Raw genomic sequence first — 24,663 nt, forward strand, 5'->3', positions numbered from 1 at the left:
GACAACAAATTGCCTCCTAGGAGGCAATTTGGCAATTCAGTGTCAAAATAGCAGCATGAAGAGCAAAACTATCCGCAAAAAACCTGATTTTTCAAAACTGGCGCTTGAGACCCTAGCGGTGCGCGCTGGCACTCGTCGTACTGCTGAATACCAAGAGCATTCCGAAGCCATGTTCCTAACTTCAAGTTTCTGCTTTGATAGTGCAGAGTTGGCTGCAGATGGCTTTGCTCATGCAGATCAAGGCTTTATCTATTCCCGCTTTACTAATCCTACAGTGAGTATGTTTCAAGATCGCTTAGCTGCATTAGAAGGTGGTGAAGCATGTATTGCAACTGCGTCTGGCATGTCTGCGATTCTCACGATGGCAATGGCACATCTTCAAGCAGGTGATCATGTTGTGTGTTCACGCTCTGTATTTGGCGCAACGATCCAGTTGTTTACAAATATTTTGGGCCGCTTTGGAATTACTACTACCTATGTCGATTTGGCTGATACCAAGTCTTGGCAGGCAGCTGTCCAGCCCAACACCAAGCTGTTTTATTTGGAGACCCCATCCAATCCTTTAACCGAAATTGCAGATATCAAGGCTATCTCGAAGATTGCCAAAAAAGCGGGCGCCTTATTTGCAGTTGATAACTGCTTTTGTACTCCAGCCCTTCAAAAGCCGTTGGCTTTGGGTGCTGACGTAGTGATACATTCAGCAACGAAGTATTTGGATGGTCAAGGCAGGGTAGTCGGTGGCGCAATTGTTGGCAATAAAGATTTTGTAATGGGTAAGGTATTCCCATACGTTCGTACTGCCGGACCGACACTGTCTGCTTTTAATGCCTGGGTTTTCCTCAAAGGCCTTGAGACGCTAGAGCTACGCATGAAGCAACAGAGTCAGAATGCTTTAGCTCTTGCGCAGTGGCTAGAGAAGCAGCCTGGCGTTGAGCGTGTTTACCATCCCGGCCTGAAATCGCATCCTCAGCATGCATTGGCAATGCGCCAACAAAAAGAGGGTGGTGCGATTTTGTCTTTCGCATTAAAAGGTGGTAAGAAGGCTGCATTCAAGCTGATTAATCAAACCAAGCTGTGCTCCATTACTGCAAACTTGGGCGATACTCGCACAACGATTACGCATCCAGCTACAACTACCCATTGCCGCGTAACCCCAGAAGCTCGTAAAGCCGCAGGGATTACTGATGGATTGGTGCGTATTGCGGTTGGCTTGGAAAACATTAATGACCTAAAGGGTGATCTCATTGGCGGACTCAAAAAATAACCAGGTGCACCTAGATAAATCTATGGGTTTTGCAGAAGCTACTCAATTCTGGAATGAGCGCTTCGATAAAGAAGAGTTCATTTTTGGTAAAGAGCCGAATGAGTATCTAGTGGAAAAGGCCCATCAGCATTTAAAACCCAATCAAAAAGTGCTTTGCATTGCTGATGGAGAAGGTCGTAATGGCGTTTGGCTTGCTAAGCAAGGCATGCGAGTAGTTGGATTTGATGCTTCTGATATTGCGCTTACCAAAGCAAGGCAGTTCGCTAAAGAAAATCAAGTAGAAGTCGAATACTCCTTCTCCGATACCGATAGCTTTGGGTGGCATGCAAATACTTACGATGCAGTCATCGGAATCTTTATTCAGTTTGCTGATTCAGCCATGCGCGCTAGAATCTTCCAGCAGGCATATAGAGCGACAAAACCTGGCGGTCTCATCATATTGCAAGGTTACACACCTAAGCAATTGGAATACAAAACTGGTGGCCCATCCTTAATTGAACATCTCTATACAGAAGAACTTATTCGTGACCTAGCTAAAGAGTTCGAAATACTAGAGCTTGTCAGTTATGAAAAAGAATTATCTGAAGGCCCAAGACATACAGGTATGTCTGCTATCTTGGGTTTAGTCGCCCAAAAGCCTAATTAGTAAAGCGCCTTGGGTCGTTGATGGGGCGCAATGGCATGATGTGTATTTGGCTGGCGTCCATTTCTACGTAACTTCTACTGCCAAGCTCTAAAGATAGACGCTTTACCTCAGCAGCTGAGGCTTCCCAAATAATCGTATGAGATCCTTCGGTTGTTCGTAATTGAATCACGGCAATCTGGCCAAGAGCGCTTATCTGGTCAACCATTACCTCAATTGATTGCGCCGTGGCCTGCGCATGAAGGCTTAGGCCTTCGGCAGGAATCACCCAGGCAACAGGAGTATTGGGAGGGATCTTGCCTTTATCGATGACATCAAAAACCTGAGTACTACCATTCCAGCTCAATTTGCCAGCGCTAAAGACGCCCTCAAACATATTGTTAATGCCAACTAATTCGGCAACTCGCGAGTTTCTGGGTCTTTCAAATAACACTTGTGGTGCAGCCGTTTGTAGTCCAACACCCTGGTCAATGACAGTAATGCGATCGGCTAATAAATCCGCCTCCCTTAAATCATGTGTCACTAAAAGGATAGGAATGTTCAAATCTTTTCGAAGATTGGCTAGTGTCTTATAGAGGCTCTGACGAGTAGGCGCATCAATGGCAGAGAAGGGCTCATCCAGCAATAATATTTTTGGGGATCTTGCTAATGCCCTGGCAAGTGCAACCCGTTGCTGCTGACCGCCAGAGAGTTGATTGGGCATTCGGTTAGCTAGCTCACCAATTCCCATACGATCAAGCCATTGCTGCGCTAATACTCTTCGTTCGGCAAGGCTGTTGATGCTGTTGTAAAGGGGAATGCATACATTTTCAATTGCATTGAGATGGGGAAAAAGGGCGTATTGCTGAAATAAGAATCCGCATGAACGCTGGGCTGGACTAAGTGCGGTAGTCGTTCCATTGATTTCATTTGCCTCAAACCAAAGCTCACCATCACATTCAATTTTTCCTGAGGAAGCATTATTGAGTCCAGCAATTGTTCTTAATGCAGTTGTCTTGCCGCTTCCTGAGGGACCTACCAATGCATGGAGTTCTCCAGGAATGCACTCAAGCTTGAGTTGCAAAGGGTTAGGTGTCGTCTGCGATAGTTTAATTTTGAGCATTAGCTTCTCCACCCTTTACCGCGAGAGGGATTGCGCCCAAAGAGGCCATACGAAATAGCAATTGCTATAAGCGAGGTACCCAACAGAATTAATGAGAGCGTACCAGCGCCTGCAGTATCAAAGCTTTGCACCTTGTCATAAATTGCAATAGATACCGTTTTAGTTTCTCCAGGAATTGCGCCACCAACCATCAGAATGACACCGAATTCTCCGAGAGTATGTGCAAACGTCAGTACCGCTGCACTAGTGATCCCTCGCCAAGCCAGGGGAAACTCAATCAAGCGAAAGACTTGCCAATTGGATAAACCGCTCACTTGAGCTGCTTCCCGAATCTCAGGGTTAATAGCTTCAAAGGCACGCTGGATTGGCTGAATGGCAAATGGCAAATTAACAATCAGAGAGGCAATCAGTATTCCGGTAAACGAAAACACCAAAGGGATGCCAAATATAGTTTTCCCACCTAGGCCGACAAGAAGGTAATAACCTAAAACGGTAGGAGGGAGGACTAAAGGAAGTGCTAGGGTAGCCTCAATAAAAGGCTTAATAACTCCGGCATTAAGTAAGTAGCGAGCAGCCAATATACCAAAGGGCAATAGCAGCACAAGGGTCCATATGGCAAGCTTTAGGGAGAGATAAATAGCATCTGAATCCATCACGTGCAATTGTATTGCCTTTGCTAAGGAGTGGAGAGATATTGCCCCAATGGAAGCCTTAAATAAGGTATAGAATCATTAACATGCGCTGCAACAGAAAATCCCTCGCCATTCTTCTTTGCTTATTTCTAATGTCATTTAAGGTGGCGGCCGCTAATATTTTCCTTGATGCTGCTATCGAGCGTGCTCAAATGCATCAAATGGCCCATATTAGCGACTTATCTGATGGCGGAAAATCAGCTATACATGGTAGCAATGGTGAGCGAGAGTCTCATACGCTTTTTTTAATGAGTCATGTCACTGCAAACGTTGGTGAAACTGGGGTGGTAATTGCTTTCGTTCCTCACCAGATTGCAACGTTCATTCCCTCAAAAAATATTCTGTATACACAGAATTTCCCGGATTCAGCCTTCAAGCCCCCCAAAATCACTGCCTAATTTTCTTAGGTGTGGATTCTTGTTTTCACAGAATCCAGTGTCGATTTGACTAAATGATTTAGTCTTAATAGGGAGTATTCTCGCGATGAAGTTTTTTAAAATATGTATTTTGGCGATCTTTGCTGTATTGGTTGCAGCCTGCTCTACTGGTGTAAAGCTTGATGACAATAATAGAGTGGCTACGGTCAGTGCTGGCAGCCCATTGACTTATGATCCGATTTCGGACCCTATATCAAGCGTATACGGTAAGCGTTCAATTTACTTTGAGTTTGATAGCTACTCTATAGATCCAAAATATGCATCCATTATTTCCGCACATGCCTCGTATTTGAAATCCTTTGAGAGGCAAAAAGCATCGATCATTATTCAAGGAAATACAGATGATCGTGGAACTGCAGAATATAACCTAGCCCTTGGCCAGAGGCGATCTGAAGCAGTAAAAAAGGCACTTCTGGCTTTGGGTGTAAGCGAGTCTCAGGTTGAAGCGGTTAGCTTTGGTAAAGAGAAGCCTGAAAACCCAGCTCAAACGGAAGCAGCTTTTAAAGAAAATCGTCGCGCCGACATTGTTTACCGCTAAGTTGAATTTGAATTTAGCGACTTAATTGAAACGTCTTCCCACATTCAGAGGTATGTATGAAATATATTTATCGCAGTATTTTATTGGTTGGATTTTTATTAGTTGGATGCTCAAGCAATAAAGCTCCAACATCTCAGTCAGCAACAGATGTCTCTCAAACTCAAGTAGATAGCGTTTTGAAAAAAATACAGGTATGCCTATCCGAGGTTAACCAGACTGAAGATGCAAAGTACGTTGATCAGAAAATCATTGCCCTGTTACCAAACAACCCCAATGCAAAGACATTATTTAATTCAAGTGACAAGATTAGTTCAGAGCAGGCTGTAATTCTTACTCGATTCCAAGAATCTACTTTGAGATGTCAGGTAATAGCAAAGGAATTACCGTCACCTGATTTAGTGGCTGTCTATAGCAATTACTACGAAAAAATTGGTGATGTCTATAAAGATTTAATTGGCCAGAAGATCACAATTGGTGTCGCCAACCAAGAGCGAGCTATGCGTATTCAATATGCTAGATCACGGTGGGCGCAAATCATGAAAGAGCATAAGGTAGCTAATTAAATGATGTCTTCCGAGTATCGGTTTGTATGTCGATCTTGTAGTTATGAATGCGTTTCTGGGATTGGTGCCGAAAGAGGGCCTCTATTCTCTAAGGCTGCAATGGTATGTAGCTCTTGTAAAGAGGTTGCAACCTGCACGGTTCCCAATCCTGGGACATTTTTAGACCCGCCAGAGGAGTCTTCTGTTTGCAAATCTTGCCATTCTGCAAACCATTTGACTCCTTGGGATGGTTTGACATGTCCACATTGCAGGAAGCGAATGAGAGCAATCGGTCCGAATACGAAAGCGGAACGACCATTTAAGTATTGGTAGCAATTTGAACAAAAGACTGTTTGACAGTCTTTTGTTTAACTAACTTATATAGTGCTGGGTAAAATTATTTTGTTCCTTGCCCAATGAGTACACCATTTAGGGTGGTCCCATAAAGGTTAACACCATCATCGGCATGGAATCGCTTACGCGTTTTTTCAATATCCCCATCAATCAGCCTCGGATCTTGGGGGCGTTCGTGCATATTCACATAAGCAGCAACATCCCAGGCTTCAACATCGGATAATGTTTCACCACGGCCAAGAGGCATATTGTGTTGAATGAATCCGGCTGCAGTATTAATACGGTGCATTCCGGCTCCCCAGTTATAAGAGTCTTTGCCCCACAGCGGCGGAAAGACATAGTTCACGCCAACTTTTTTGCCTTCCCCATTTTCACCATGGCAAATTGCGCACTGCTTTTCGTAAACCACTTTTCCGCGCGCAATATCAAATCCTCCTTTGGGTGGTTGAGGTTCATCAAAACCTCTGCCTGGAAGCGCTTTCCCAGTTGGCGCTCCTGTTGATAACCAATAAGAATAGGTAGTAAGAGCAAGAATAATTTCGCCATCAGCTGGCGGTGGAGTGCCATTCATGCTGTATGAAAAACAACCTTGCAACCTTTCTGCGTAGGTGTTTACTTTATTATTTTTTTTGCGATACGCAGGGTACATTGGATAAGCACCCCACATTGGGGATGAGTTTGCTTTTCTACCTCGATCTAAATGGCAATTCACACAATTCATCTCATTGCCAACATTTTGAGGGGCAAGCGCCTTTGTATTAACAAATAGCGCCTCTCCCTTACGAACCAAATCCCCAAAGGCATTGTTTTGTAGATCTGAATCCTTAGGCGGTTGGAAGTATTTTTCACTACTTAATTTGTTGGGTGCTGCAGGAATCTGTGTTTGATCATCCAGCTTGCTTTTATCTGCGGCGTAAATAGCGGTGCACAAAAATAGTGATATCAGGGCAATGCAATGTTTGGAGTAATTTTTCATATCTCAATACATCTCATGAATATTTATTGTTAGTAGAGTGAATTTTTATCTCAAGCGATGCTGAGATTCATCAAAGGGTTCTGTTGAATCACCAAGACTGCCAAAGTACTCAGATACGGCTTTAATTTGCGCTTCTGTAAGGCTGGCAGCAATGTGTTGCATTAGATGATTAGGATCATTGTGTCTTGTTGCAGGAATATTGCTAGTCTTTTTTGGTGTTGTTAATTTTTGCTCTCTCCATGCATTCAATTGATTTTCAAGATACAAGGGAGATTGACCTGCAAGAGGTGGGAATGAATCACCTACGCCAACACCATCTGGGCCATGACAAAGCGTGCATTCAGGAATATTTTTATTCCACTCCCCACGTGTAGCAATCCAAGCGCCGCTGCCTTGTACTGGATTGGATTTAGTGGAGTTGTTGACATTGACTTTAGGCCGCTTGGAATAGGCAATTGCAAGTTCTTTAATTTCCTCATCAGATAGGGCTTTAGCAATCGGCCCCATTACTGGATTCTCTCTTGCCCCACTTCTAAAGTCGTAGAGTTGCTTTTCAATATATGGGGCTGGTAGACCAGATAACCTTGGAAATCCAGAGGAGGGCATTCCCTTTCCATCTGCTCCATGACAGGCGATGCAAGGCATTGCTGCTGGATTTGAACCGCCGTGAACCATGATGGCTTCCCCGTCTGCTGCAAATCCACTAATGGGTAATAGGGCCCAGATAAAAATGAAATAGACGATTCTAAGTATTTGCATATTTATATTTCCCAACTGCCTATGATTTAATATATATTATGATATATTATATATTAGTAAATTAAAAGGAGAAATTGCATGTCTGAGACAAAAATTTCAAACCTACCTCAGCCTTATTGGAACCCCTTGGTAGCGGGTATTTTGCTTGGAATGGTATTGCTGACGACTTTTGTCATAACCGGTCATGGGCTGGGGGCAACTGGCTTTACTACTCGTTTGACTGCTTGGTTGGGAATGAACCTTGCTCCAGTAGCCACAAGTGCAAATGATTATTTGGGTGGAATGGTAGAGGATGGCAAGCCATTAAATGCCTGGATTACATGGCAGGTGGCTGGTGTTGCTATAGGCGCCCTTATTTCCGCTTATTTTGCCCACAGGATTCAGTTTCAGATGGATGGGCGCAAATTCTTGGGGGGATCTAAGCGTCCCATTACCGCACTGATGGGTGGCGTATTGGCTGGTTTTGGTGCTCGTATTGCTGCGGGATGCACTAGTGGGTTGGGATTATCAGGGGCGGCAGTCTTAAGTCTTGCTGGATTCACATTTTTGTGCACATTCTTTGCGGTTGGCTTATTGGCCAATCGCTTTATTAAAGAGGAGAAATAATATGGAAATCATTATTTCAGGCCTTCTATTGGGCGGTGCTTTTGGTTTTGTACTGGAGCGCGCAGGGTTTGGTAATCCAAATAAGTTGACAGCTCAGTTTCGATTAACTGACTGGTCAGTTTTTAAAGTGATGTTCACGGCGATTGTTGTTGCAGCCGTTGGCTTAATGATTTTTGAAAAGCTAGGCATTGTTGCAGTGGATGAGTTGTTTGTACCACCAGCATTCTTGGGGGCCGCAGCGCTAGGTGGTGCCTTAGTAGGGGCGGGATTTGCTATAGGTGGATATTGCCCAGGTACATCAGTAGTTGGAATGATGTCTGGACGCATTGATGCAGCAATTTTCTTAATTGGCTTGCTATTTGGTACGGTCATATTTTCTGGAATATATCCAAGCATCGAAGCTTTAACGACTCTGGGTGAGTTTTCTAAGGCCGATGCTTTGCCAGCAGCTTTGAATGTTTCAAGTCTCTCTATAGATGTGGTGATGGTATTAGCAGCAGTTGGTGTTTTCTTATTTGGGTCATGGATGGAGAAAAAATCTATAGGTCCAGTGAGCTCTAAATTAAATTAATTCTTATAACTAGGAAATCTATGTCTAAAAAATCAACAGTAGCTGCACTTATATTGGCATTATCTGGTCTAGCGGCAGCTCCAATGGCGCGTGCCGCAGATACTCCTCCTGCAACAACTGGGGCAGAGCAAAAAAATCCATGTGGTCCAAAGAAGGATGCCCCAAATCCATGTGGACCTGCTAAGAAAAAGCCAGCCAATCCATGCGGCCCGTCTAATCCTTGTGGCCCTAAGAAGCGTAAAGCCGCCGAATAATTTTTAATATGCTGGTTCAATCAACTCTCTGCATGGCCGCGCAAGAGATTGTGAGTGTGCAGACCCGCTATGCCAAACAAGGCAAGAGCTTATGTGAGGCTGCACTCTATGGATCAAAGCAGTTTGTTGAATGGCAGCATTACCCAAGAAATGACTTGGTAGATTCTGATAGTGGATATGAATTTTATTATCACTCTCACGAATCCGAAGGGATGCCAAATGGGGAGCATGGCCACTTTCATCTGTTTAAGCGAAGTACAAACACGCCAGAAAAATTTCATCATCTGATTGGAATTGCATTGAATCAACAAGGTTTGCCCGTCAGAATTTTTACCACTAATCAATGGGTAACGGGAGAGTCTATGGTCGACGCTAAAGCAGTCATTAAGGCATTGAGGGGATTTGATGTAGTAACCAAGGGTAGAGCAGGACCAATCGCTCGATGGGTAAGCGCATTCACTAAATTGTTTTATCTTGAAATGGAAAAGCTCATTCATCAGCGTGATGAAAGAATTAACCAACTCAAAGTCAAGGTGGGTAACCTGCCATCGGTATTACAGTCCAAGAAACATCATGTCATTACGGAATGCAAAATTGACTTACTTAATCGTCTTTCTGAGCATTTATTGGTAGTAAATTAATTAAAGGAGTTGAAATGAAAAAGATTCAATGGATGTTGGCTGTTGTCTTAAGTTCATTAATTGGGCTTGTCCATGCGATTGACTTGCCTGGCCCAGTAGTGACGGCAGATTGGCTTAGCAAAAACCAATCAGAGGTTCAAATTGTTGAGGTGAGAACAGATACTGCTAGCTATCTAAAAACTCCAGAATTTGATGTTGATAAAAAAACCGGAAAGAAGTTCTTGGTTGAGATGGGTGGTCATATCAATAATTCAAGTCTTCTTGACTTTAAGAAGGTTAGGGTTGAGCGCGTGGTAGATGGAAAAAAAGTGAAATTTTTAATTCCAGAAAAAGCTGACTTTGAGAAGTTAATTCAATCTGCAGGCGTGAATGCGGATAAGCCAATCATTCTTGTTCCTGTTGGGCAGGATATGTCTGACGTAGATGAGGCACTGCGAACCTACTGGGAATTTAAGGTTTATGGAGAAGATCGGGTAGCTGTATTAGATGGTGGTATTGCTGGCTGGCTCAACGAAGGCCGGGAGTTCACCACTACTAATTCACAAAAAGCCGATGGAAACTGGGTAGCAAAAGCATACCGCAAAGAATTGATCGCCAGCTCAGATGAGGTCGCTGCAGCATCCAAAACTGGCAAACCACAGTTACTTGATGCACGTCAGCCAGCCCAGTATTGGGGTGTTGCAAAGAGTCCTTCGGTATTGACTTATGGCCATATTGCCGGCGCAAAGGAATTGGCCCCTGAGTTGCTAGCTAAACCAAGTAATGGAGCGCTATATTTCTGGAGTAAGAATACTTATGAGGCATTAATGGCTGGTAATGGTCTTAGCAATAAGGCTCCAACTATTACTTACTGCAATACCGGTCATTTGGCTGCGGGAGGGTGGTTTGTAATGTCTGAATTGGTCGGCAATAAATCTACAAAGTTATATGATGGTTCTTTACATCTTTGGACTCTCGAGGGGCGTCCATTAGTAGGTGTGCCTTTAAATTAACAGTTTAAAAATATGACAACCATTCAATCAAAAATTAACTTAAAGAAAATGCAAGCTTCAGCTGATGAGGCTTGTCGTTTAATGAAGGTGTTAGCAAATCGCGACCGCATGCTTTTGCTATGTGAAATCAGTCAAGGCGAGAAATGTGTCGGAGAGCTTGAAGAGGCTCTTGATATTCATCAGCCTACCCTTTCGCAGCAATTGACGGTATTGCGTAATGAAGAGTTGGTTGAAACTAGGAGAGAGGGTAAGCAGATTTATTACTCACTCTCAAGTAGTGAGGCATTAGAAGTTATGAGCGTTCTTTATAAAAATTATTGTGGTAAATAAAAAGAGGTATTAATATGAAATGTAACGTCGGTGGTATTGATCGTGTATTGCGTATCATTGTTGGCTTAGCATTAATTGGAATGACTATTGCTGGCATGATTGGTGTTTGGGGTTGGATTGGTGTTGTACCTTTGGCTACAGGCTTATTCAAGTTCTGCCCTCTATATCCAATTCTTGGAATTAATTCCTGCGGAACCGGTTCTGGCGGTGGTGGTTTCTGCAAGTAAGTGTTAATGAGGCATTCTGAGTCAAGGAATGCCTCATGGCTTTACCCCCAGAAGAGTCCCATGCAAATTAGTAGGGCATATAGGTGGACTCCTATTATATTTAGAGGAATGATCCAGCTTTGCTTGGTTCGATCCAGCGGGAATGCTCGCAGCTGAATTGCGCAAAAGATGAAAATTGGCGCCATTACTAAGGTAATCAGCGTTGATATATATGTCTGTTTATAAAAAATACTAATCGCTTGCAATATATATGCAGACAGGAAGATGACTGAATACCACTTCCATAACTTGTGCGGTAAGGTTTTCACGGCAATTGTTTCTTTGCTAGAGTTTCTATCTGCCTCAATATCAGGTATCTGATTTAAGAACAAAATATTTGCAACCATTAGCCCATAAGCAAGCGCAAGCGGTATTAGGGCAAGATTGACTTGGCCATTTTGCAGCACTGAAAAACCAATAACGACTAGACTCCAGGCGCTTGCTATCGCTATTTCACCTAATATTCCACGGGACATTAGCTTTAATGGTGGTGCCGAGTAAGACCAACCAAAAAAGACGCCGGTAATTCCGATGGCAAGTAATTTCCATGTGCTGGTGTAGCAAAGATAGAGCCCAATCAATGCAGATAAGGCGAGCAATACAATGCTAAGGCGAAAAATTTCTCCCGGGCTGAAAACGTTATCCTGGATAAAGCGGCTGCCACCCGTAAAGGGGCTAATTCTATTGATATTGATAAGGTCAGTTCCATTTAAATAATCAAAATAGTCATTTAATAAATTAGATGATGCATGAATCATTAGGACTGCTAATACAGCGAGAGAATTTAAGGACCATGCCACACTTAGGCTGCTGCTTAGAAATCCTATCCAACATCCGAGTAGCGTAATAACCAGGAATGTTGGTCTAGTTGCCAAAAAGTATTTAAAAAGTTGGTTCAATTAAATTGCCCACTCATTTTGGATGGAGGGAGGTGAAGATTATTGAAGAAATATTTGATAACGGTTCACTTCAAGCGGTATGAAGTTATCTGTGTTAAGTTAAGTGTAAGACTTTCTCTTTAGTTACCCTGTTTATTTTAAATGCACCATACTAGTAGATTCGATGAAAACAATAGAAATTAAAAATGCCTGGCAAGGTGAGAGTGATTGTGAAAATTGCTCCATTAGAAGTTCTGCGCTATTTGCGGAGTTGAATGAGGAAGATTTTTCAAAAATACATTCCCCAATCGATGATCTTAGCTTTGAAGCTTATGCGGGAATCTATCAGCAAGGGGACAAGGCAGGCTCGCTTTATACCTTACGTAATGGCTATATTAAGATCTTGCATATTAATTCTGATGGGTCTGAGCGAATCGTTAGAATTGTTCTGCCCGGAAATCTGTTTGGTATGGAGGCGCTGCTTGGTGAAGCCTATGAGCACTCCGCTTATGCCTTGACGAATGTCCATCTGTGTCGAATCCCAAAAAATATCATTTCAACCTTAGGTGAAGAGTCGCCAAGATTGCATCGTCAAATTGTAAAGAAGTGGGGTGAAGCGCTGCTTCAGTCAGAATCCTGGTTTTCTGAAATCAATACCGGAAGAATTGAGGTGCGATTGGCGCGATTCTTTTTGAAGCTTGCTAAAGAGTCCGGCTCGTTCGCAATTGCGCCTCTTTTTAAGCGGGAGGATATGGGTCTGATGATGGATGTGAAGTGCGAAACAATTAGCAGAGCTTTAGCATCAATGGCTGAACAAGGATTAATCTCCAATATCACTAGGCTATCGGTGCAAATTCCAAACCTAGAACTCCTACGACAGTTTTCTAAGCGCGGAGTTTAGAGTGGAGGCATAAAAAAGGCTGCCTAAGCAGCCTTTTGGGGGCATTGAAGTATTACGCCTTCTTAGCGTAAGCAGAGCACCAGCCTTTGCTAGATACTTGCTTGCCAGCAAACAATGGGCAACCACCAGCAGCGGAACCAGGTTTACCTTGATACAAAGCACAGTTATCGCACTGTTGACCAGCAGCGTACTTAGCGTATTTCGCTTTATCTACCTTAGTAGCTTCAGACTTGTAACCCAAAGCAACAGCTTGTGGATCAGTATCAGCAACCATAGCTTGAGCTTGAACTTTGCTGTTGAGTGCTAGAGTGCAGGCACCAGCAGCAGACATGATAATAAATTGACGACGAGATGATTTCATATTTTCCCCGGGTTAGGTAAAGCATTTGTAAATGAGACTAAGTGCAACTAAAAAAGTAAAGACAGAAAAGATTTGCTGAACTCGTGGACCACTAATATTTTTCTCTAATACTTTTCCAATTAGAAGACCCACAAGAGAACCTACTGCAAAGGGCGCGGCAATAGTTAAGTCCAGCGTGCCAGATACCAGCGACACCGCTGCACCTCCTGCAGAGACGATTGCTAGCACACCTAAAGAAGTTGCCACAATAGCCTTCATTGGCAGGTCAGTAAATTTCTTGAGAGAAGGAACGATAATGAAGCCGCCTCCTACGCCCAATAAACCCGAAAGAAATCCAGCAAAAGCTCCCGCAAGCATCAGGGATCGAGCGCAAGGAACGGTCCAGATGAGTTTGCCTATAGACATATCTAATTGACAAGGCGGTGGTTTGGTAAGCTCTGGTGCTTTACCTGCTATGGTTTGCGTTGCCTGCACAAACATTTTCGCAGCAACATAAATTAATACCGCACTAAAAAGTAAAAGCATTGGTGTATTGGGTGCGCGTTGTGCTACCCATAAACCCAATGGCGAAAGAATGAGGCCGCAAATCGCCATAAACATAGCCGCCTTGTAGCGAAGTACTTTGGCATTCAATCCAATAACAGCGCCAACTCCCGCAGAAATAGCAATAGCAGTTAAGGCAATGGGCCCCGCTTCGGACATTGGCATATGAAAAGCAAAGACGAGTAGCGGAACAGAAAGAATTCCGCCTCCTGCGCCAGTGAGGCCCATCAGAATACCTACGAATGCCCCGAGTGCTGAGGCAATGAACAAGCTATCCATTGTTAGTTTTCAAATGGACGTGCAAGCCATTCTCTGCCCTTGAGCATTGCGTTCCAATATAGCCAAGGAAGTACATCTTTTTTTAGAATCCACGCCAACTTAGTTGCTTTAAGTGGATTAATTAGCCAAGGGAAAGTTGGCATCAGCTTGCCACCAAAACCAAATTCAGCCAAAACAATCTTTCCTCTTTCAACAGTCAGGGGGCACGATCCATATCCATCATATTTGAGAGGCATTGGCTGCTTAGAGCGGGTAGCTAATAGATTTTCAGCAACCACCACTACTTGTTTTCTAGCTGCTGCTGCAGTTTTTGAGTTCGGCGAGGAGCAACAATCGCCGAGACCAAAGATATTCGGATATCGCGTGTGCTGTAGGCTAAATTGATCTACCTCTACCCAGCCATCAGCGTTAGCAATAGGACTTCCAATCAAGCAATCTTGGGGCCCTTGCGGGGGTACTACATGAAGCATATCGAATGTTTTCTCTACTTGAGTCACATTACCATCAGCATCTTTTACTGCAAAGATTGCTTTTTTATTGGGGCCATCGATCGAAACGAGGTTGCAATTGAAATTCAAAGTTGCGTTATATTTTTTTACATACTCCATTAGTGGAGGCACAAAATCTGCGACACCAAAAAGGGCTGCTCCAGCATTATTTAATTCAACTTCAATATTTTTCAGATTTCCTTGTTTTTCCCATTCATAGCAGGAGAGATACATCGCTTTTTGAGGGGCTCCTGGACATTTAATGGGCATCGGCGGTTGTGTAAATATGGCTTTACCAGATTTCATTTGCTTCACTAGTTCCCATGTATACGGAGAGTAGTCATAGCTGTAATTGGAGGTCACTCCATTTTTACCAATTGCCTCTACCAGACCCGGAATTGAATCCCATTTAGTTTTTAATCCAGTGGTGACCGCTAAAAATTGGTATTTAACCGGTGATCCGTGCTGAATCATGACTTCGTTGGCCTCAGGATTGAATCCGGTAACTTTGTCTTTGATCCAAACGACACCAGGAGGAATGATGTCTTTTGTTTTTCTCTTACTATTTTTTACATTAAATGCTCCGCCACCAACTAGGGTCCATGATGGTTGGTAATAGTGGTCTTCAGAGGGCTCAATAATGGCTATTTTTAATGACGGGTCCCGCCACTTAAGGCTCGCAGCTAAGCCAATGCCCGCTGCACCACCCCCAGCAATAAGTACGTCAAACTCATCCATTTGTTGCTTTGTGTTCATCTTCTCTTTCTTCCTTGCTCAATGGTTATATGGAGATAGTCTCTATATAACTAATAGTTATATGCTTATAAGGGTTAGTTATTAGTGTGTTTTTACCAGCAATATTAAATAATTGCACTAGGAAATATTACTTAGGCGAAATTGAAATGAATCCAGTTGTAAAAGGCTTTTTTGATCCAGATACCTGGACCGTAACGTATGTTGTTTATGAAAAAGTAGGGTCTCCTTGCATCATTATTGATTCAGTTCTGAGTTATGACCCTAAATCAGGACGTACTCATACCAAGATGGCAGATGAAGTCATCGAATTTATTAAGAAAAATGATCTAAAAACCGAATGGATTCTAGAAACGCATGCGCATGCGGATCACGTTACTGCTGCACCATATTTGAAATTGAAGCTTGGTGGCAAAGTTGCTATTGGGGATCATATTTCAGTAGTGCAGGGGGTATTCAAAGGGATTTTTAATCTAGAAAATACATTTCCTACTGATGGCTCTCAATTTGACCGTCTCCTTAAGGATGGTGAAGAGATTCATTTTGGTAACCTGAGTTTGAAGGCCATGTTTGTTCCTGGGCATACTCCTGCGTGTATGGCATATCAAGTTGGTGATGCCATATTCGTTGGTGACACTATGTTTATGCCCGATGTAGGTACTGCTCGTTGTGATTTCCCCGGTGGAGATGCCCATGTCTTGTATCAATCAATGAAGAAGATACTAAGCTTTCCTCCGCAGACCCGTTTGTTTATGTGCCATGACTATCCGCCAAATGGTCGACCAGTTAATTTTGAAACTACTGTTGCAGAAGAGAGAAAGTCAAATATTCATATGCATGACGGCATTTCTGAAGAGCAGTTCATTGAGATGCGCACAAAGCGTGATGCCACTTTAGAGATGCCGGTCCTTATTCTTCCTGCTATTCAAGTCAATATTCGAGCTGGTGAATTTCCACCTAAAGAAGCGAATGGAATCGCTTATCTCAAGATTCCAGTTAACGCCCTTTAAAGAATTTAAGAACCCTATTTAGTACTTATATTTACAGGAGTTTTTCCTTAATGTCAGATCCAAAACGAAGAGGTCAAATTCAGAAGGCCCCTGAAAACTTTTTATCTCAAGATCTTATTGCTGATTTAAATAAAAACGGCATGGACAATACACGTCGCGGCTTTATGCGAAATGGTTTCATGGCCGCTGTAGGTGGTGCGGTAGGTTTGGGTACATCCATGAATGCTCTTGCATCATCAGAAGGTGATCCAGCAATTCTCGAGAAGCAAGTTTGGCAGACTACTTTAGGTAAAAACGTTGCCACAATGCCTTATGGCACACCATCTATTTACGAGGCGAACTTGATTCGTCGCGAATCGCCAGGATTGACAAGGGTATCTGCGGCATCAGTTGCATTCACGCCACTACAAGGTTTGTTTGGAATCATTACGCCAAATGGTTTACATTTTGAAAGGCAGCATCAGGGTTGGTACAACATTGATCCTGAGAAGCATCGTTTAATGGTAAATGGTTTAGTTAAGAACAATCGTGTGTTTACGATGAATGATTTGATGCGCTTACCATCAGTTTCGCGCATTCATTTTATTGAATGTGGAGCAAATACCGGCTTGGAGTGGGGTAATGTTGCAGTACCAACTGTGCAGTACACCCATGGAATGCTCTCTTGCTGTGAATTTACCGGCGTTCCTCTCTCAGTGCTTTTGGAGGAGTGTGGTGCTGACCTCAAAAAAGGAAAATATTTGTTGGCGGAAGGTGGAGACGGTTCGGGAATGACCCGAACCATTAATTTAGAAGATGTCTTAAATGACGCTATTGTTGCGTGGGGCATGAACGGAGAAATGCTCCGTCCCGAAAACGGCTTTCCTTTGCGCTTAGTCGTTCCTGGAGTTCAGGGTGTTAGTTGGGTTAAGTGGTTGCGTCGCTTAGAGGTTGGCGATATGCCCTATGCAACCAAGGACGAGGCTGTTCATTACAACGATTTAATGCCCGATGGGCTGGCACGTCAATACACCTCGATACAGGAATGCAAGTCAGTGATCACAACGCCTTCAGGTGGCCAGCAATTGTTGGACAAAGGCTTTTATAACGTCAGCGGATTGGCGTGGTCCGGAAGAGGAAAGATCAAGCGAGTAGATGTTTCTTTCGATGGTGGAAATAATTGGAAAACTGCTCGCTTAGAAACCCCAGTTCTCACAAAGGCGCTCACTCGTTTCAATATTAATTGGGTGTGGGATGGTGCACCAGCTATTTTGCAGTCACGAGCCATTGATGACACGGGTTACGTGCAACCGTCAATCAAGCTCTTAAGAGATGTGCGTGGTACGCGATCTATTTATCACAACAACGCTATTCAATCTTGGAAAGTTGGTACAAACGGGGAGGTTAGCAATGTTCAAGTTGGCTAAAGTTGCAAAATTCACTCTGTTTGCAGTTACAACATTTTTTGCGGTTGGTTCAGTGGTTGCGCAGAATTCGAGCACGCACTATCCAGGCATCGGCAGAGACGCTACGCCGGCAGAAGTTGCGGCCTGGGATATTGATGTTCGACCAGACTTTAAAGGACTTCCCAAGGGATCTGGTTCGGTAGAAAAAGGTCAGCAACTCTGGGAAGCAAAGTGCTCTGTTTGTCATGGTACGTTTGGTGAGTCTAACGAGATATTTACGCCCATCATTGGTGGAACAACCACGGATGATATTAAAACGGGCAGGGTAGCTTCCCTTTCGGATAGAAAGCAGCCCCAAAGGACAACCATTATGAAAGTGGCGACAGTTTCTTCATTGTGGGATTACATCTATCGTGCAATGCCTTGGAATGCTCCGCGCTCACTCACGCCGGATGACACCTTTGCATTGGTGGCTTACTTATTAAATATGGCGGAAGTAGTGCCTGATGATTTCGTGCTTAGCAACACTAATATTGCTGAAGTACAAAAACGAATGCCAAACCGAAATGGTATGACTTTGAAGCATGGCTTGTGGAATTCCAAAGGCACACCAGATGTTCACGCTACTGCTTGCATGACCAACTGTGTGCAATTCGTTCAAATTGGTTCAGAGTTGCCCGATTACGCACGAAATGCTCACGGAAACATTGCAGAGCAGAATCGCCAATATGGCCCATTCCGCGGATCTGACTCTACAAAACCACCCCTGACTAAGTTACCAGGCGCTTCAGCCGAAGGTTTAGCTCATGCATCTGAAACACATGCTTCTAAAAAGGGGCCAGCTGAATTGTTTAAGAGCGAGAACTGCACGGCTTGCCATGCAATGAGCACTAAGCTGGTTGGTCCTTCCGTTGCCGACATTGCTGCTAAATATCAAGGGCAAAGTGGGGCTTTGGATACGCTAATGGCTAAGGTTAAGAATGGAGGTTCAGGAGTTTGGGGACCAATTCCGATGCCAGCTCAGTCTCAATTGTCTGATGAAGATCGTAAGGCGCTCGTGACTTGGGTGCTTTCTGGAGGTAAATAAGAAGTACCCAATAAATAGCCAGTATGGTTTATTGGAAAGTAGATAATGTATTCACGTTAAGAGCTTAAAAAAAGGAGTTTTTTATGAATCAGCAGCGACGCAGTTTATTAAAGTATTCAGCCGTTTTTGGCTTGATGGCTTCTGCAGGCCTCATTAGTGTGGCTCAAGCACAAGAGTGGAACAAAGCCGCTTTTGAGGGCAAAGGTTTAGATGATGTATTCAAAATATTGGGTGCTGGCAGCCCTGATAAATCAGCTGCCGTTACCTTAAATGCTCCGGATATCGCCGAAAATGGCGCGGTTGTTCCTGTAGGCATTACAACCACGCTCAAGGCTGAACAAATGGCTATCCTGGTTGAAAAGAATCCTAGCGCTTTGGCTGCTCAATTCTTTATTCCCGCTGGCACAGAGCCATTCATTACTACGCGTATAAAGATGGGTCAAACTTCCAATGTATATGCTTTAGTTAAAGCGGATGGTAAATGGAGTATGGCTGTTAAGGAAGTCAAAGTAACTTTGGGCGGATGTGGCGGTTAAGCTCACCCAATCTGTATAAACATTTAACTAATTACTAGATTACAAGAGGAACATATGTCTGATCCAATGCGCGTAAGAGCAGCCGAAAACGGTGGAATTGTGGATGTAAAAATTTTGATGAAGCATGATATGGAGTCTGGCCAGCGTAAAGACGCATCAGGAAAAGTAATTCCTGCATGGCACATCACCACCATCAATGTAAAAGCTAATGGCAAAGATGTTTTAAATGCTCAATTTGGTCCAGCAGTATCTAAGGATCCATTTTTGAACTTTAAATACAAGGGCGCTAAAGGCGACAAAATTGTAGTTAGCTGGCTGGATAATAAGGGCGATAAGCGTACTGACGAAGCTACTGCTTCTTAAGTATTGCCTCCTATTATTGCCTTCATAGTTTTGAAAGGGAAACAAATGCATCGTAAATTCACCTTGGGCTTGGCCCTAGGAATATTAGCAGCGAGCTTATCGATTTCATCTTCAGTGTTTGCCCAAACAGCTTCTGATGAGATCGCAAAGTATCGTGAGATGATTGCTGATGGAAATCCTTCAGAACTATATGAGGCTGCTGGCGAAGATCTTTGGAAGAAACCTACTGGCCCCAAAAATGCCACGCTAGAAAAGTGTGACTTAGGCCTTGGACCAGGAGTTGTGAAGGGCGCGGCAGCGCAGTTGCCGCGTTACTTCAAAGATACCAATAGAGTGCAAGATCTTGAGTCGCGCTTGATGACTTGTATGCAGAACTTGCAAGGTCGTAACCCAAAAGAAATGATTGATGCACCATTTCAAGTGGGCCCCAAAAAGGACATGGAGGCTATTGTTGCTTACGTCGTCACTTTGTCTAAAGGTGAAAAGATTAATGTCAGCACCAATCACCCAAAAGAAAAAGAGATGTATGAGCTCGGTAAGCGTGCATTTTATTTCGAAGGCGGCCCTATGGACTTCTCATGTGCATCGTGTCATGGAGAAAATGGTAAACGCATTCGCTTGCAGGATCTCCCCAATTTGACGACTCAGAAGGGCGCAGCGATGGGATGGGGTTCTTGGCCTGCATATCGCGTATCTAGCGGCCAATTTTGGACCATGCAACAACGTTTAAATGATTGCTATCGTCAACAGCGCTTCCCATTCCCAATTTATGCCTCCGATGTCACCATAGCGTTATCTATGTATATGGCAAAGAATGCCAATGGTGGAATAGTAGAGACCCCTGGTTTGAAGCGTTAATGGATAAGAGATAGAGAAAATGAAAACTAAGAACATTAAATCCATCTTCGCTTTTACCGGAATAGCTTTAACTCTGGTTTTAACGCAGGGTAGTGTCTTTGCTCAACAACAAAATGATCCTAAATTTAACAAAATGATGAAGGATGGTTTTAGGGCTGAGGGTATTGCTGGTTTAGATCGCATTCAACAAGATGAAACACAAAAGTTTTGCTCTGACCCTGTATTTGCTAGTAGTGAAAAAGCCCAAGGGATGCGTGAAAAGATCCAAAAAATCAATATGGATGATATTAAGCAGCCATCTGATGGCAAGTACATTGGTGACTGGAAAAAGGGTGAAGCGATTGCCCAAAGCGGTCGTGGTGCCACTTGGACTGACAAAGCTGATACTCCAATTGGCGGCGGTTGTTATAACTGCCATCAAATCGATAAGAAAGAAATTTCTTATGGAACGATTGGGCCTTCTCTTTGGAACTATGGAAAGTTACGCGGTAACTCTCAAGAGTTAGTGGTTTATACCTGGAATCGGATCAATAATTCAAAGGCATATAACGCTTGTAGCAATATGCCTCGGTTTGCTCATTTTAAGCTCTTGAATGAGCAGCAAATTCAAGATTTGATGGCATTGCTATTGGATCCAACTTCACCAGTTAATCAATAAATAAATGAAAGACAGGCCGATAGGCCTGTTTTCATAGAAGGAATCTTATGTCATTAAGTCGTCGCGATTTTTTGCAAGCTTTAGCTATAGCATCTGCAGGAGGGATGAGCCTCCAATCTAATTTTGTAAGCGCTCAAAGTAATGCGCAAAAATTTTATGATTTGCCTAAATTTGGTAACGTCCATTTTTTGCATTTCACAGACTGCCATGCTCAGTTATTGCCAATTTACTTCCGTGAACCTAATGTAAATATTGGGATTGGTTCGCAAGAAGGCAAAACACCGCACCTAGTAGGCGAATACTTTTTAAAGGCAAATGGTATTGCCCCGGACACTCGTGATGCGCACGCTTTTACATACTTAGACTATGTCGCTGCAGCACAGAATTACGGCAAGATGGGTGGCTTTGCTCACATGGCAACCCTCATTAAACAAATGAAGGCAAATCGCCCTGGTGCGTTATTGCTTGATGGAGGAGATACTTGGCAGGGATCAGGTACAGCCCTCTGGACTAATGGCCAGGATATGGTTGATGCAGCACTTGCATTGGGTGTTGACGTAATGACGCCTCACTGGGAAATGACTCTGGGTGAAAAGCGTGTAATGGAGATCGTAAACGGCGATTTCAAAGGTAAAGTTTCGTTTATTGCGCAAAATATTAAGACGGCAGATTTTGGCGATTCTGTTTTTAATCCATATGTTATGAAAGTACAAAATGGCATTCAAGTTGCCATTATTGGACAGGCATTCCCCTATACCCCAATTGCAAACCCCCGTTACTTCACGCCTGATTGGACCTTTGGTATTCAGGAAGAAAATCTTCAAAAAACAATCAATGAGGTTAAAGCTAAGGGCGCTAAAGTAGTCGTCTTGCTTTCTCACAATGGTATGGATGTTGATTTGAAGATGGCTTCCCGTGTGAGTGGTTTAGATGCAATTATGGGCGGCCATACTCATGACGGCGTTCCTATCCCAGTAAAGGTTAAGAATTCTGGAGGTGTAACCCTAGTTACTAATGCTGGCTCTAACAGTAAGTTCTTGGGTGTTTTAGATTTTGATGTGAAGGGTGGCAAGGCTGTAGATTTCCGCTATAAACTTTTCCCTATCTTCTCAAACATGATTCCTGCCGATCCAGCAATGAATAAGTTGATAGCAAAGGTCAGGGCACCTTATGAAACTAAGCTAAATGAGAAATTAGCAACTACCGAAGGTCTTCTGTATCGTCGCGGTAACTTTAATGGTAGTTTTGATCAACTGATTCTTGATGGTCTGATGTCTCAGAAGAATGCTGAGATTGCCTTCTCTCCAGGATTCCGCTGGGGAACAAGTCTATTGCCAGGTCAAGCCATTACACGTGAAAACCTGTTAGATCAAACAGCCATTACTTACCCGTACACCACTGTTACTAATATGACTGGTGAAACCATTAAAACTATCCTAGAAGATGTGGCGGATAACTTATTCAACCCAGATCCTTACTATCAACAAGGAGGTGATATGGTGCGCGTAGGGGGTATGCAATACACCATCGATCCAGTCCAGAGCGCTGGAAATCGCATCTCGGATATGCGTTTAAATGGCAAATCTATTGAAGCTAGCAAGACATATAAGGTTGCCGGTTGGGCGCCTGTAAGTGAAGAGGCTAAAAACGCTGGTGGTGAGCCAATTTGGGATGTGATTGAACGTCACCTAAAAGATGTGAAGGTTGTCAAAGCAGTGAAACTCAATGAGCCCGTTGTTAAAGGGGTTGCTAACAACCCTGGTATGGCTCCTATTTAACCCCCTTATTTGAAGGTCAATGAGATGAAAAAACTCATCAACTTATTTCTTGCCACCATACTGACTTTTGGTCTTGGTTCAATGGCATTTGCACAGCACACAGGCGCAACAAAAGTGGTTTATCACATTGATGATGCTGAATCACAAGGTCTAAAGGGGTTGCGTAATATTCGTAACCATTTGGATACGGCCCCTGATACCACCATCATTGTCGTCACCCATGCCAATGGCGTTGATTTATTGATGGAAGGTGCTAAAGACAAGAAAAATAATATCGAGTACGCACCACTGATTGGGGCATTGAAGTCTCGTGGCGTCAAATTTGAAGTATGTGAAATTACTTTAAAAAATCGCAATCTTAAGAAAGATCAATTTATTCTCGATGCTGATTTCACTCCATCAGGTGTTGTTCGTGTTGCGGACTTGCAATACAAGGATGGCTTTGCTTATATCAAGCCATAACGATTAACCGAAATGATTGGTTTATTACGTAATTCGATAGGGGTCCTGATTGGATCCCTATTCTTTTTTGGGTCCACCTTTGCCCAGATAGCCGCTCCTGACAATATATTACTTAGGCCAATTCAAGTTGCACCACACACCTATTTTTTACAGGGGCGCCCTGAAATGGGAAGTAGTGCAAATCAAAACTTTATATCTAATGCTGGTTTTGTAGTCACCCCCGGCGGTGTAGTGGTGGTGGATGCTTTGGGCTCGCCCATTCTTGCGCAAAAGCTAATTGCTGAAATTAAGAAGGTCACGAATCAAAAAGTCGTTGCAGTCATCGTAAGCCACTATCACGCAGACCATGTTTATGGATTGCAGGAATTTAAAAAAATCGGTGCAACGATTTATGCCCAAGGCGAGGGTAGAAATTACCTTTCTTCTGAAACAGCAAAGCAACGATTAATCGCGTCACGAATTGATTTTTCACCTTGGGTAAATGCCAACACAAAATTAATTTCAGCCGATGTTTGGATCGATCAAAAGACTAAATTGACTATTGGTGGAATAGATTTTTACATCACCCGTGTTGGTCCAGCTCACGCTCCTGAAGATTTGATGGTGTATGTGCCCTCAGAAAAAGTACTCTTTGCTGGAGATTTGGTATTTCGGGGTCGCATTCCTTTTGTGGGTAATGCAGATAGCAAGGGGTGGCTACACGCATTGGATGAAATCGAGCAACTTAAGCCTAATATTGTTATTCCGGGTCACGGAGCTTATTCGGTCAATCCAGCTGAAGATATTGCATTTACTCGAAGCTACCTCAAGTATTTACGAGAATCGATGTCGCCCTCAGCAATTAATATGGATCCTTTTGAAGAGGCCTATAAGCAGGCCGACTGGTCTGAATATGAAGGTATGCCTTTATTTAGAGCGGCTAATCGCATGAATGCCTATAACGTTTATTTATCGATTCAGGCGGAATAAGGTGAAATTAGTCACTTGGCTCTAAAATAGTGGTTTATGCCATAAATCACTGATTTGTAATGAAATTCACCGCATTTATTCGTACGTCATTTGCCTTAGCCATGTTTGGCTTCAGTGTGAGCTCTTTTGCGACCGCGAATCTTGAAAATGGCAAAGAAATTGACCAACATAAGTGTTATTCCTGTCATTCAAAGAAAACTGCCTTTGGTAATGGGGATGCGATTTATACAAGATCTGACAGCAAGGTGAATTCCTTAGCAAAGCTGAAATCGATGGTTGAGCGCTGCAACACTGAGTTACGTCTTGATCTTTTCCCTGAAGATGAGGCTGACGTCACTGCTTATTTGAATAAGCAATTTTATAAATTCAAGCCTTAATTTTCTGAAT

General features: G+C 43.3%; 32 protein-coding genes. 24 read left to right on the forward strand and 8 right to left on the reverse strand.

Going from position 1 to position 24,663, the window contains the following annotated elements:
- Nucleotides 1-55: 55 nt before the first annotated feature.
- Together ICN24_RS05260 and ICN24_RS05265 are read left to right on the forward strand one after the other, a co-directional pair.
- Nucleotides 56-1,264 (forward strand): O-succinylhomoserine sulfhydrylase, encoded by a 1,209-nt coding sequence (locus ICN24_RS05260; protein WP_216221868.1) that lies wholly within the window; start codon nucleotides 56-58, stop codon nucleotides 1,262-1,264.
- 22 nt (nucleotides 1,265-1,286) lie between these two features.
- A complete protein-coding gene (locus ICN24_RS05265; RefSeq protein WP_216221869.1) occupies nucleotides 1,287-1,910 on the forward strand; it encodes a bifunctional 2-polyprenyl-6-hydroxyphenol methylase/3-demethylubiquinol 3-O-methyltransferase UbiG in 624 nt (207 codons plus the stop codon).
- Here ICN24_RS05265 and ICN24_RS05270 read toward each other — a convergent pair.
- On the reverse strand, nucleotides 1,903-3,009 hold the full coding sequence (locus tag ICN24_RS05270) for an ABC transporter ATP-binding protein (RefSeq protein ID WP_216221870.1): 1,107 nt from the start codon (nucleotides 3,007-3,009) through the stop codon (nucleotides 1,903-1,905). The two genes, ICN24_RS05265 and ICN24_RS05270, sit on opposite strands and share 8 nt — an antisense overlap.
- A complete protein-coding gene (gene modB / locus ICN24_RS05275) occupies nucleotides 3,009-3,662 on the reverse strand; it encodes a molybdate ABC transporter permease subunit (RefSeq protein WP_011902625.1) in 654 nt (217 codons plus the stop codon). The genes ICN24_RS05270 and modB overlap by 1 nt, the downstream gene beginning before the upstream one ends.
- 131 nt (nucleotides 3,663-3,793) lie before the next feature.
- Here modB and ICN24_RS05280 point away from each other — a divergent pair, with 131 nt between their 5' ends.
- The 3 genes from ICN24_RS05280 to ICN24_RS05290 all read left to right on the forward strand — a co-directional run bounded on the left by ICN24_RS05280 (nucleotide 3,794) and on the right by ICN24_RS05290 (nucleotide 5,239).
- Nucleotides 3,794-4,099, forward strand: coding sequence for a hypothetical protein (locus ICN24_RS05280; protein WP_216221871.1), 306 nt, complete (start codon nucleotides 3,794-3,796; stop codon nucleotides 4,097-4,099).
- A gap of 85 nt (nucleotides 4,100-4,184) precedes the next feature.
- Complete coding sequence (pal, locus tag ICN24_RS05285; RefSeq protein WP_216221872.1) at nucleotides 4,185-4,676, forward strand: peptidoglycan-associated lipoprotein Pal; 492 nt, start codon at nucleotides 4,185-4,187, stop codon at nucleotides 4,674-4,676.
- Nucleotides 4,677-4,732: 56 nt separating this feature from the next.
- On the forward strand, nucleotides 4,733-5,239 hold the full coding sequence (locus tag ICN24_RS05290; RefSeq protein ID WP_011902628.1) for a hypothetical protein: 507 nt from the start codon (nucleotides 4,733-4,735) through the stop codon (nucleotides 5,237-5,239).
- 376 nt (nucleotides 5,240-5,615) lie between these two features.
- On the opposite strand, the gene ICN24_RS05295 is transcribed toward ICN24_RS05290, so the two are convergent.
- A complete protein-coding gene (locus tag ICN24_RS05295) occupies nucleotides 5,616-6,503 on the reverse strand; it encodes a c-type cytochrome (RefSeq protein ID WP_255532571.1) in 888 nt (295 codons plus the stop codon).
- A gap of 90 nt (nucleotides 6,504-6,593) precedes the next feature.
- On the reverse strand, nucleotides 6,594-7,307 hold the full coding sequence (locus tag ICN24_RS05300; protein ID WP_216221873.1) for a cytochrome c: 714 nt from the start codon (nucleotides 7,305-7,307) through the stop codon (nucleotides 6,594-6,596).
- A gap of 78 nt (nucleotides 7,308-7,385) precedes the next feature.
- Here ICN24_RS05300 and ICN24_RS05305 point away from each other — a divergent pair, with 78 nt between their 5' ends.
- The 7 genes from ICN24_RS05305 to ICN24_RS05335 are packed head-to-tail and all read left to right on the forward strand — an operon-like array spanning nucleotide 7,386 to nucleotide 10,928.
- The gene (locus tag ICN24_RS05305) at nucleotides 7,386-7,913 is read left to right on the forward strand and encodes a YeeE/YedE thiosulfate transporter family protein (RefSeq protein WP_011902631.1); all 528 of its coding nucleotides are present in this window, start codon (nucleotides 7,386-7,388) and stop codon (nucleotides 7,911-7,913) included.
- Between the two features lies 1 nt (nucleotide 7,914).
- Entirely contained in the window at nucleotides 7,915-8,484 is a 570-nt protein-coding gene (locus tag ICN24_RS05310) for a DUF6691 family protein (protein WP_011902632.1), read from the forward strand.
- A gap of 20 nt (nucleotides 8,485-8,504) precedes the next feature.
- Entirely contained in the window at nucleotides 8,505-8,738 is a 234-nt protein-coding gene (locus tag ICN24_RS05315) for a hypothetical protein (protein WP_048812081.1), read from the forward strand.
- Nucleotides 8,739-8,746: 8 nt separating this feature from the next.
- The gene (locus ICN24_RS05320; RefSeq protein ID WP_216221874.1) at nucleotides 8,747-9,379 is read left to right on the forward strand and encodes a hypothetical protein; all 633 of its coding nucleotides are present in this window, start codon (nucleotides 8,747-8,749) and stop codon (nucleotides 9,377-9,379) included.
- Between the two features lie 14 nt (nucleotides 9,380-9,393).
- On the forward strand, nucleotides 9,394-10,371 hold the full coding sequence (locus tag ICN24_RS05325) for a sulfurtransferase (protein ID WP_216221875.1): 978 nt from the start codon (nucleotides 9,394-9,396) through the stop codon (nucleotides 10,369-10,371).
- Nucleotides 10,372-10,383: 12 nt separating this feature from the next.
- Nucleotides 10,384-10,701, forward strand: coding sequence for a metalloregulator ArsR/SmtB family transcription factor (locus ICN24_RS05330; protein WP_216221876.1), 318 nt, complete (start codon nucleotides 10,384-10,386; stop codon nucleotides 10,699-10,701).
- Nucleotides 10,702-10,715: 14 nt separating this feature from the next.
- A complete protein-coding gene (locus tag ICN24_RS05335; RefSeq protein WP_216221877.1) occupies nucleotides 10,716-10,928 on the forward strand; it encodes a DUF2892 domain-containing protein in 213 nt (70 codons plus the stop codon).
- 41 nt (nucleotides 10,929-10,969) lie between these two features.
- Here the strand turns inward: ICN24_RS05335 and ICN24_RS05340 are convergent, their stop codons facing one another.
- Nucleotides 10,970-11,866 carry a prenyltransferase gene (locus tag ICN24_RS05340; RefSeq protein WP_216221878.1) on the reverse strand — a complete coding sequence of 299 codons (897 nt, stop codon included), beginning with the start codon at nucleotides 11,864-11,866 and terminating at the stop codon, nucleotides 10,970-10,972.
- 163 nt (nucleotides 11,867-12,029) lie between these two features.
- Between ICN24_RS05340 and ICN24_RS05345 the strand changes: the two genes are divergently transcribed.
- Complete coding sequence (locus tag ICN24_RS05345) at nucleotides 12,030-12,746, forward strand: Crp/Fnr family transcriptional regulator (protein WP_011902639.1); 717 nt, start codon at nucleotides 12,030-12,032, stop codon at nucleotides 12,744-12,746.
- Between the two features lie 52 nt (nucleotides 12,747-12,798).
- Here the strand turns inward: ICN24_RS05345 and ICN24_RS05350 are convergent, their stop codons facing one another.
- Genes ICN24_RS05350 through ICN24_RS05360 form a run of 3 tightly spaced genes read right to left on the reverse strand, consistent with a single transcriptional unit; the run spans nucleotide 12,799 to nucleotide 15,173 of the window.
- The gene (locus ICN24_RS05350; RefSeq protein ID WP_216221879.1) at nucleotides 12,799-13,107 is read right to left on the reverse strand and encodes a high-potential iron-sulfur protein; all 309 of its coding nucleotides are present in this window, start codon (nucleotides 13,105-13,107) and stop codon (nucleotides 12,799-12,801) included.
- Between the two features lie 12 nt (nucleotides 13,108-13,119).
- Nucleotides 13,120-13,929, reverse strand: a complete 810-nt coding sequence (locus ICN24_RS05355; protein WP_011902641.1) for a sulfite exporter TauE/SafE family protein — start codon at nucleotides 13,927-13,929, stop codon at nucleotides 13,120-13,122.
- Nucleotides 13,930-13,931: 2 nt separating this feature from the next.
- A complete protein-coding gene (locus ICN24_RS05360) occupies nucleotides 13,932-15,173 on the reverse strand; it encodes an FAD/NAD(P)-binding oxidoreductase (RefSeq protein ID WP_216221880.1) in 1,242 nt (413 codons plus the stop codon).
- Nucleotides 15,174-15,319: 146 nt separating this feature from the next.
- On the opposite strand from ICN24_RS05360, the gene ICN24_RS05365 reads away from it, so the two are divergent.
- The 11 genes from ICN24_RS05365 (at nucleotide 15,320) to ICN24_RS05415 (ending at nucleotide 24,653) form a co-directional block, all read left to right on the forward strand.
- Nucleotides 15,320-16,180: an MBL fold metallo-hydrolase gene (locus ICN24_RS05365; RefSeq protein WP_048812083.1), complete on the forward strand. Its 861-nt coding sequence runs from the start codon at nucleotides 15,320-15,322 to the stop codon at nucleotides 16,178-16,180.
- A gap of 50 nt (nucleotides 16,181-16,230) precedes the next feature.
- Nucleotides 16,231-17,586 (forward strand): sulfite dehydrogenase, encoded by a 1,356-nt coding sequence (gene soxC, locus ICN24_RS05370; protein WP_011902644.1) that lies wholly within the window; start codon nucleotides 16,231-16,233, stop codon nucleotides 17,584-17,586.
- The gene (locus tag ICN24_RS05375; protein ID WP_011902645.1) at nucleotides 17,570-18,652 is read left to right on the forward strand and encodes a c-type cytochrome; all 1,083 of its coding nucleotides are present in this window, start codon (nucleotides 17,570-17,572) and stop codon (nucleotides 18,650-18,652) included. Before soxC ends, ICN24_RS05375 begins: the two co-directional genes overlap by 17 nt.
- 83 nt (nucleotides 18,653-18,735) lie before the next feature.
- Nucleotides 18,736-19,188 (forward strand): thiosulfate oxidation carrier protein SoxY, encoded by a 453-nt coding sequence (soxY, locus tag ICN24_RS05380; protein ID WP_011902646.1) that lies wholly within the window; start codon nucleotides 18,736-18,738, stop codon nucleotides 19,186-19,188.
- Nucleotides 19,189-19,242: 54 nt separating this feature from the next.
- Nucleotides 19,243-19,551: a thiosulfate oxidation carrier complex protein SoxZ gene (gene soxZ, locus ICN24_RS05385; protein ID WP_011902647.1), complete on the forward strand. Its 309-nt coding sequence runs from the start codon at nucleotides 19,243-19,245 to the stop codon at nucleotides 19,549-19,551.
- A 45-nt stretch (nucleotides 19,552-19,596) separates the two neighbouring features.
- Nucleotides 19,597-20,409, forward strand: coding sequence for a sulfur oxidation c-type cytochrome SoxA (gene soxA, locus ICN24_RS05390; protein WP_011902648.1), 813 nt, complete (start codon nucleotides 19,597-19,599; stop codon nucleotides 20,407-20,409).
- Nucleotides 20,410-20,428: 19 nt separating this feature from the next.
- The gene (gene soxX, locus ICN24_RS05395; RefSeq protein WP_011902649.1) at nucleotides 20,429-21,067 is read left to right on the forward strand and encodes a sulfur oxidation c-type cytochrome SoxX; all 639 of its coding nucleotides are present in this window, start codon (nucleotides 20,429-20,431) and stop codon (nucleotides 21,065-21,067) included.
- 47 nt (nucleotides 21,068-21,114) lie between these two features.
- A complete protein-coding gene (gene soxB, locus ICN24_RS05400) occupies nucleotides 21,115-22,845 on the forward strand; it encodes a thiosulfohydrolase SoxB (RefSeq protein WP_011902650.1) in 1,731 nt (576 codons plus the stop codon).
- Between the two features lie 24 nt (nucleotides 22,846-22,869).
- Nucleotides 22,870-23,307 (forward strand): DsrE family protein, encoded by a 438-nt coding sequence (locus ICN24_RS05405; protein ID WP_011902651.1) that lies wholly within the window; start codon nucleotides 22,870-22,872, stop codon nucleotides 23,305-23,307.
- A gap of 165 nt (nucleotides 23,308-23,472) precedes the next feature.
- A complete protein-coding gene (locus ICN24_RS05410; RefSeq protein ID WP_255532572.1) occupies nucleotides 23,473-24,276 on the forward strand; it encodes an MBL fold metallo-hydrolase in 804 nt (267 codons plus the stop codon).
- 59 nt (nucleotides 24,277-24,335) lie between these two features.
- Nucleotides 24,336-24,653, forward strand: a complete 318-nt coding sequence (locus ICN24_RS05415) for a hypothetical protein (protein ID WP_216221882.1) — start codon at nucleotides 24,336-24,338, stop codon at nucleotides 24,651-24,653.
- Nucleotides 24,654-24,663 lie beyond the last annotated feature (10 nt).

The organism is Polynucleobacter sp. UK-Kesae-W10, assembly GCF_018881575.1.
Lineage (GTDB): Bacteria > Pseudomonadota > Gammaproteobacteria > Burkholderiales > Burkholderiaceae > Polynucleobacter.

Excerpts from the sequence above, each read along its gene's own strand:
- ICN24_RS05260 (WP_216221868.1), top strand. The coding sequence starts at position 56 with ATGAAGAGCAAAACTATCCGCAAAAAACCTGATTTTTCAAAACTGGCG.
- ICN24_RS05265 (WP_216221869.1), top strand. The coding sequence starts at position 1,287 with ATGGGTTTTGCAGAAGCTACTCAATTCTGGAATGAGCGCTTCGATAAA.
- ICN24_RS05270 (WP_216221870.1), bottom strand. The coding sequence starts at position 3,009 with ATGCTCAAAATTAAACTATCGCAGACGACACCTAACCCTTTGCAACTC.
- modB (WP_011902625.1), bottom strand. The coding sequence starts at position 3,662 with ATGGATTCAGATGCTATTTATCTCTCCCTAAAGCTTGCCATATGGACC.
- ICN24_RS05280 (WP_216221871.1), top strand. The coding sequence starts at position 3,794 with ATGTCATTTAAGGTGGCGGCCGCTAATATTTTCCTTGATGCTGCTATC.
- pal (WP_216221872.1), top strand. The coding sequence starts at position 4,185 with ATGAAGTTTTTTAAAATATGTATTTTGGCGATCTTTGCTGTATTGGTT.
- ICN24_RS05290 (WP_011902628.1), top strand. The coding sequence starts at position 4,733 with ATGAAATATATTTATCGCAGTATTTTATTGGTTGGATTTTTATTAGTT.
- ICN24_RS05300 (WP_216221873.1), bottom strand. The coding sequence starts at position 7,307 with ATGCAAATACTTAGAATCGTCTATTTCATTTTTATCTGGGCCCTATTA.
- ICN24_RS05305 (WP_011902631.1), top strand. The coding sequence starts at position 7,386 with ATGTCTGAGACAAAAATTTCAAACCTACCTCAGCCTTATTGGAACCCC.
- ICN24_RS05310 (WP_011902632.1), top strand. The coding sequence starts at position 7,915 with ATGGAAATCATTATTTCAGGCCTTCTATTGGGCGGTGCTTTTGGTTTT.
- ICN24_RS05315 (WP_048812081.1), top strand. The coding sequence starts at position 8,505 with ATGTCTAAAAAATCAACAGTAGCTGCACTTATATTGGCATTATCTGGT.
- ICN24_RS05320 (WP_216221874.1), top strand. The coding sequence starts at position 8,747 with ATGCTGGTTCAATCAACTCTCTGCATGGCCGCGCAAGAGATTGTGAGT.
- ICN24_RS05325 (WP_216221875.1), top strand. The coding sequence starts at position 9,394 with ATGAAAAAGATTCAATGGATGTTGGCTGTTGTCTTAAGTTCATTAATT.
- ICN24_RS05330 (WP_216221876.1), top strand. The coding sequence starts at position 10,384 with ATGACAACCATTCAATCAAAAATTAACTTAAAGAAAATGCAAGCTTCA.
- ICN24_RS05335 (WP_216221877.1), top strand. The coding sequence starts at position 10,716 with ATGAAATGTAACGTCGGTGGTATTGATCGTGTATTGCGTATCATTGTT.
- ICN24_RS05345 (WP_011902639.1), top strand. The coding sequence starts at position 12,030 with ATGAAAACAATAGAAATTAAAAATGCCTGGCAAGGTGAGAGTGATTGT.
- ICN24_RS05350 (WP_216221879.1), bottom strand. The coding sequence starts at position 13,107 with ATGAAATCATCTCGTCGTCAATTTATTATCATGTCTGCTGCTGGTGCC.
- ICN24_RS05355 (WP_011902641.1), bottom strand. The coding sequence starts at position 13,929 with ATGGATAGCTTGTTCATTGCCTCAGCACTCGGGGCATTCGTAGGTATT.
- ICN24_RS05360 (WP_216221880.1), bottom strand. The coding sequence starts at position 15,173 with ATGAACACAAAGCAACAAATGGATGAGTTTGACGTACTTATTGCTGGG.
- ICN24_RS05365 (WP_048812083.1), top strand. The coding sequence starts at position 15,320 with ATGAATCCAGTTGTAAAAGGCTTTTTTGATCCAGATACCTGGACCGTA.
- soxC (WP_011902644.1), top strand. The coding sequence starts at position 16,231 with ATGTCAGATCCAAAACGAAGAGGTCAAATTCAGAAGGCCCCTGAAAAC.
- ICN24_RS05375 (WP_011902645.1), top strand. The coding sequence starts at position 17,570 with ATGTTCAAGTTGGCTAAAGTTGCAAAATTCACTCTGTTTGCAGTTACA.
- soxY (WP_011902646.1), top strand. The coding sequence starts at position 18,736 with ATGAATCAGCAGCGACGCAGTTTATTAAAGTATTCAGCCGTTTTTGGC.
- soxZ (WP_011902647.1), top strand. The coding sequence starts at position 19,243 with ATGTCTGATCCAATGCGCGTAAGAGCAGCCGAAAACGGTGGAATTGTG.
- soxA (WP_011902648.1), top strand. The coding sequence starts at position 19,597 with ATGCATCGTAAATTCACCTTGGGCTTGGCCCTAGGAATATTAGCAGCG.
- soxX (WP_011902649.1), top strand. The coding sequence starts at position 20,429 with ATGAAAACTAAGAACATTAAATCCATCTTCGCTTTTACCGGAATAGCT.
- soxB (WP_011902650.1), top strand. The coding sequence starts at position 21,115 with ATGTCATTAAGTCGTCGCGATTTTTTGCAAGCTTTAGCTATAGCATCT.
- ICN24_RS05405 (WP_011902651.1), top strand. The coding sequence starts at position 22,870 with ATGAAAAAACTCATCAACTTATTTCTTGCCACCATACTGACTTTTGGT.
- ICN24_RS05410 (WP_255532572.1), top strand. The coding sequence starts at position 23,473 with ATGGGAAGTAGTGCAAATCAAAACTTTATATCTAATGCTGGTTTTGTA.
- ICN24_RS05415 (WP_216221882.1), top strand. The coding sequence starts at position 24,336 with ATGAAATTCACCGCATTTATTCGTACGTCATTTGCCTTAGCCATGTTT.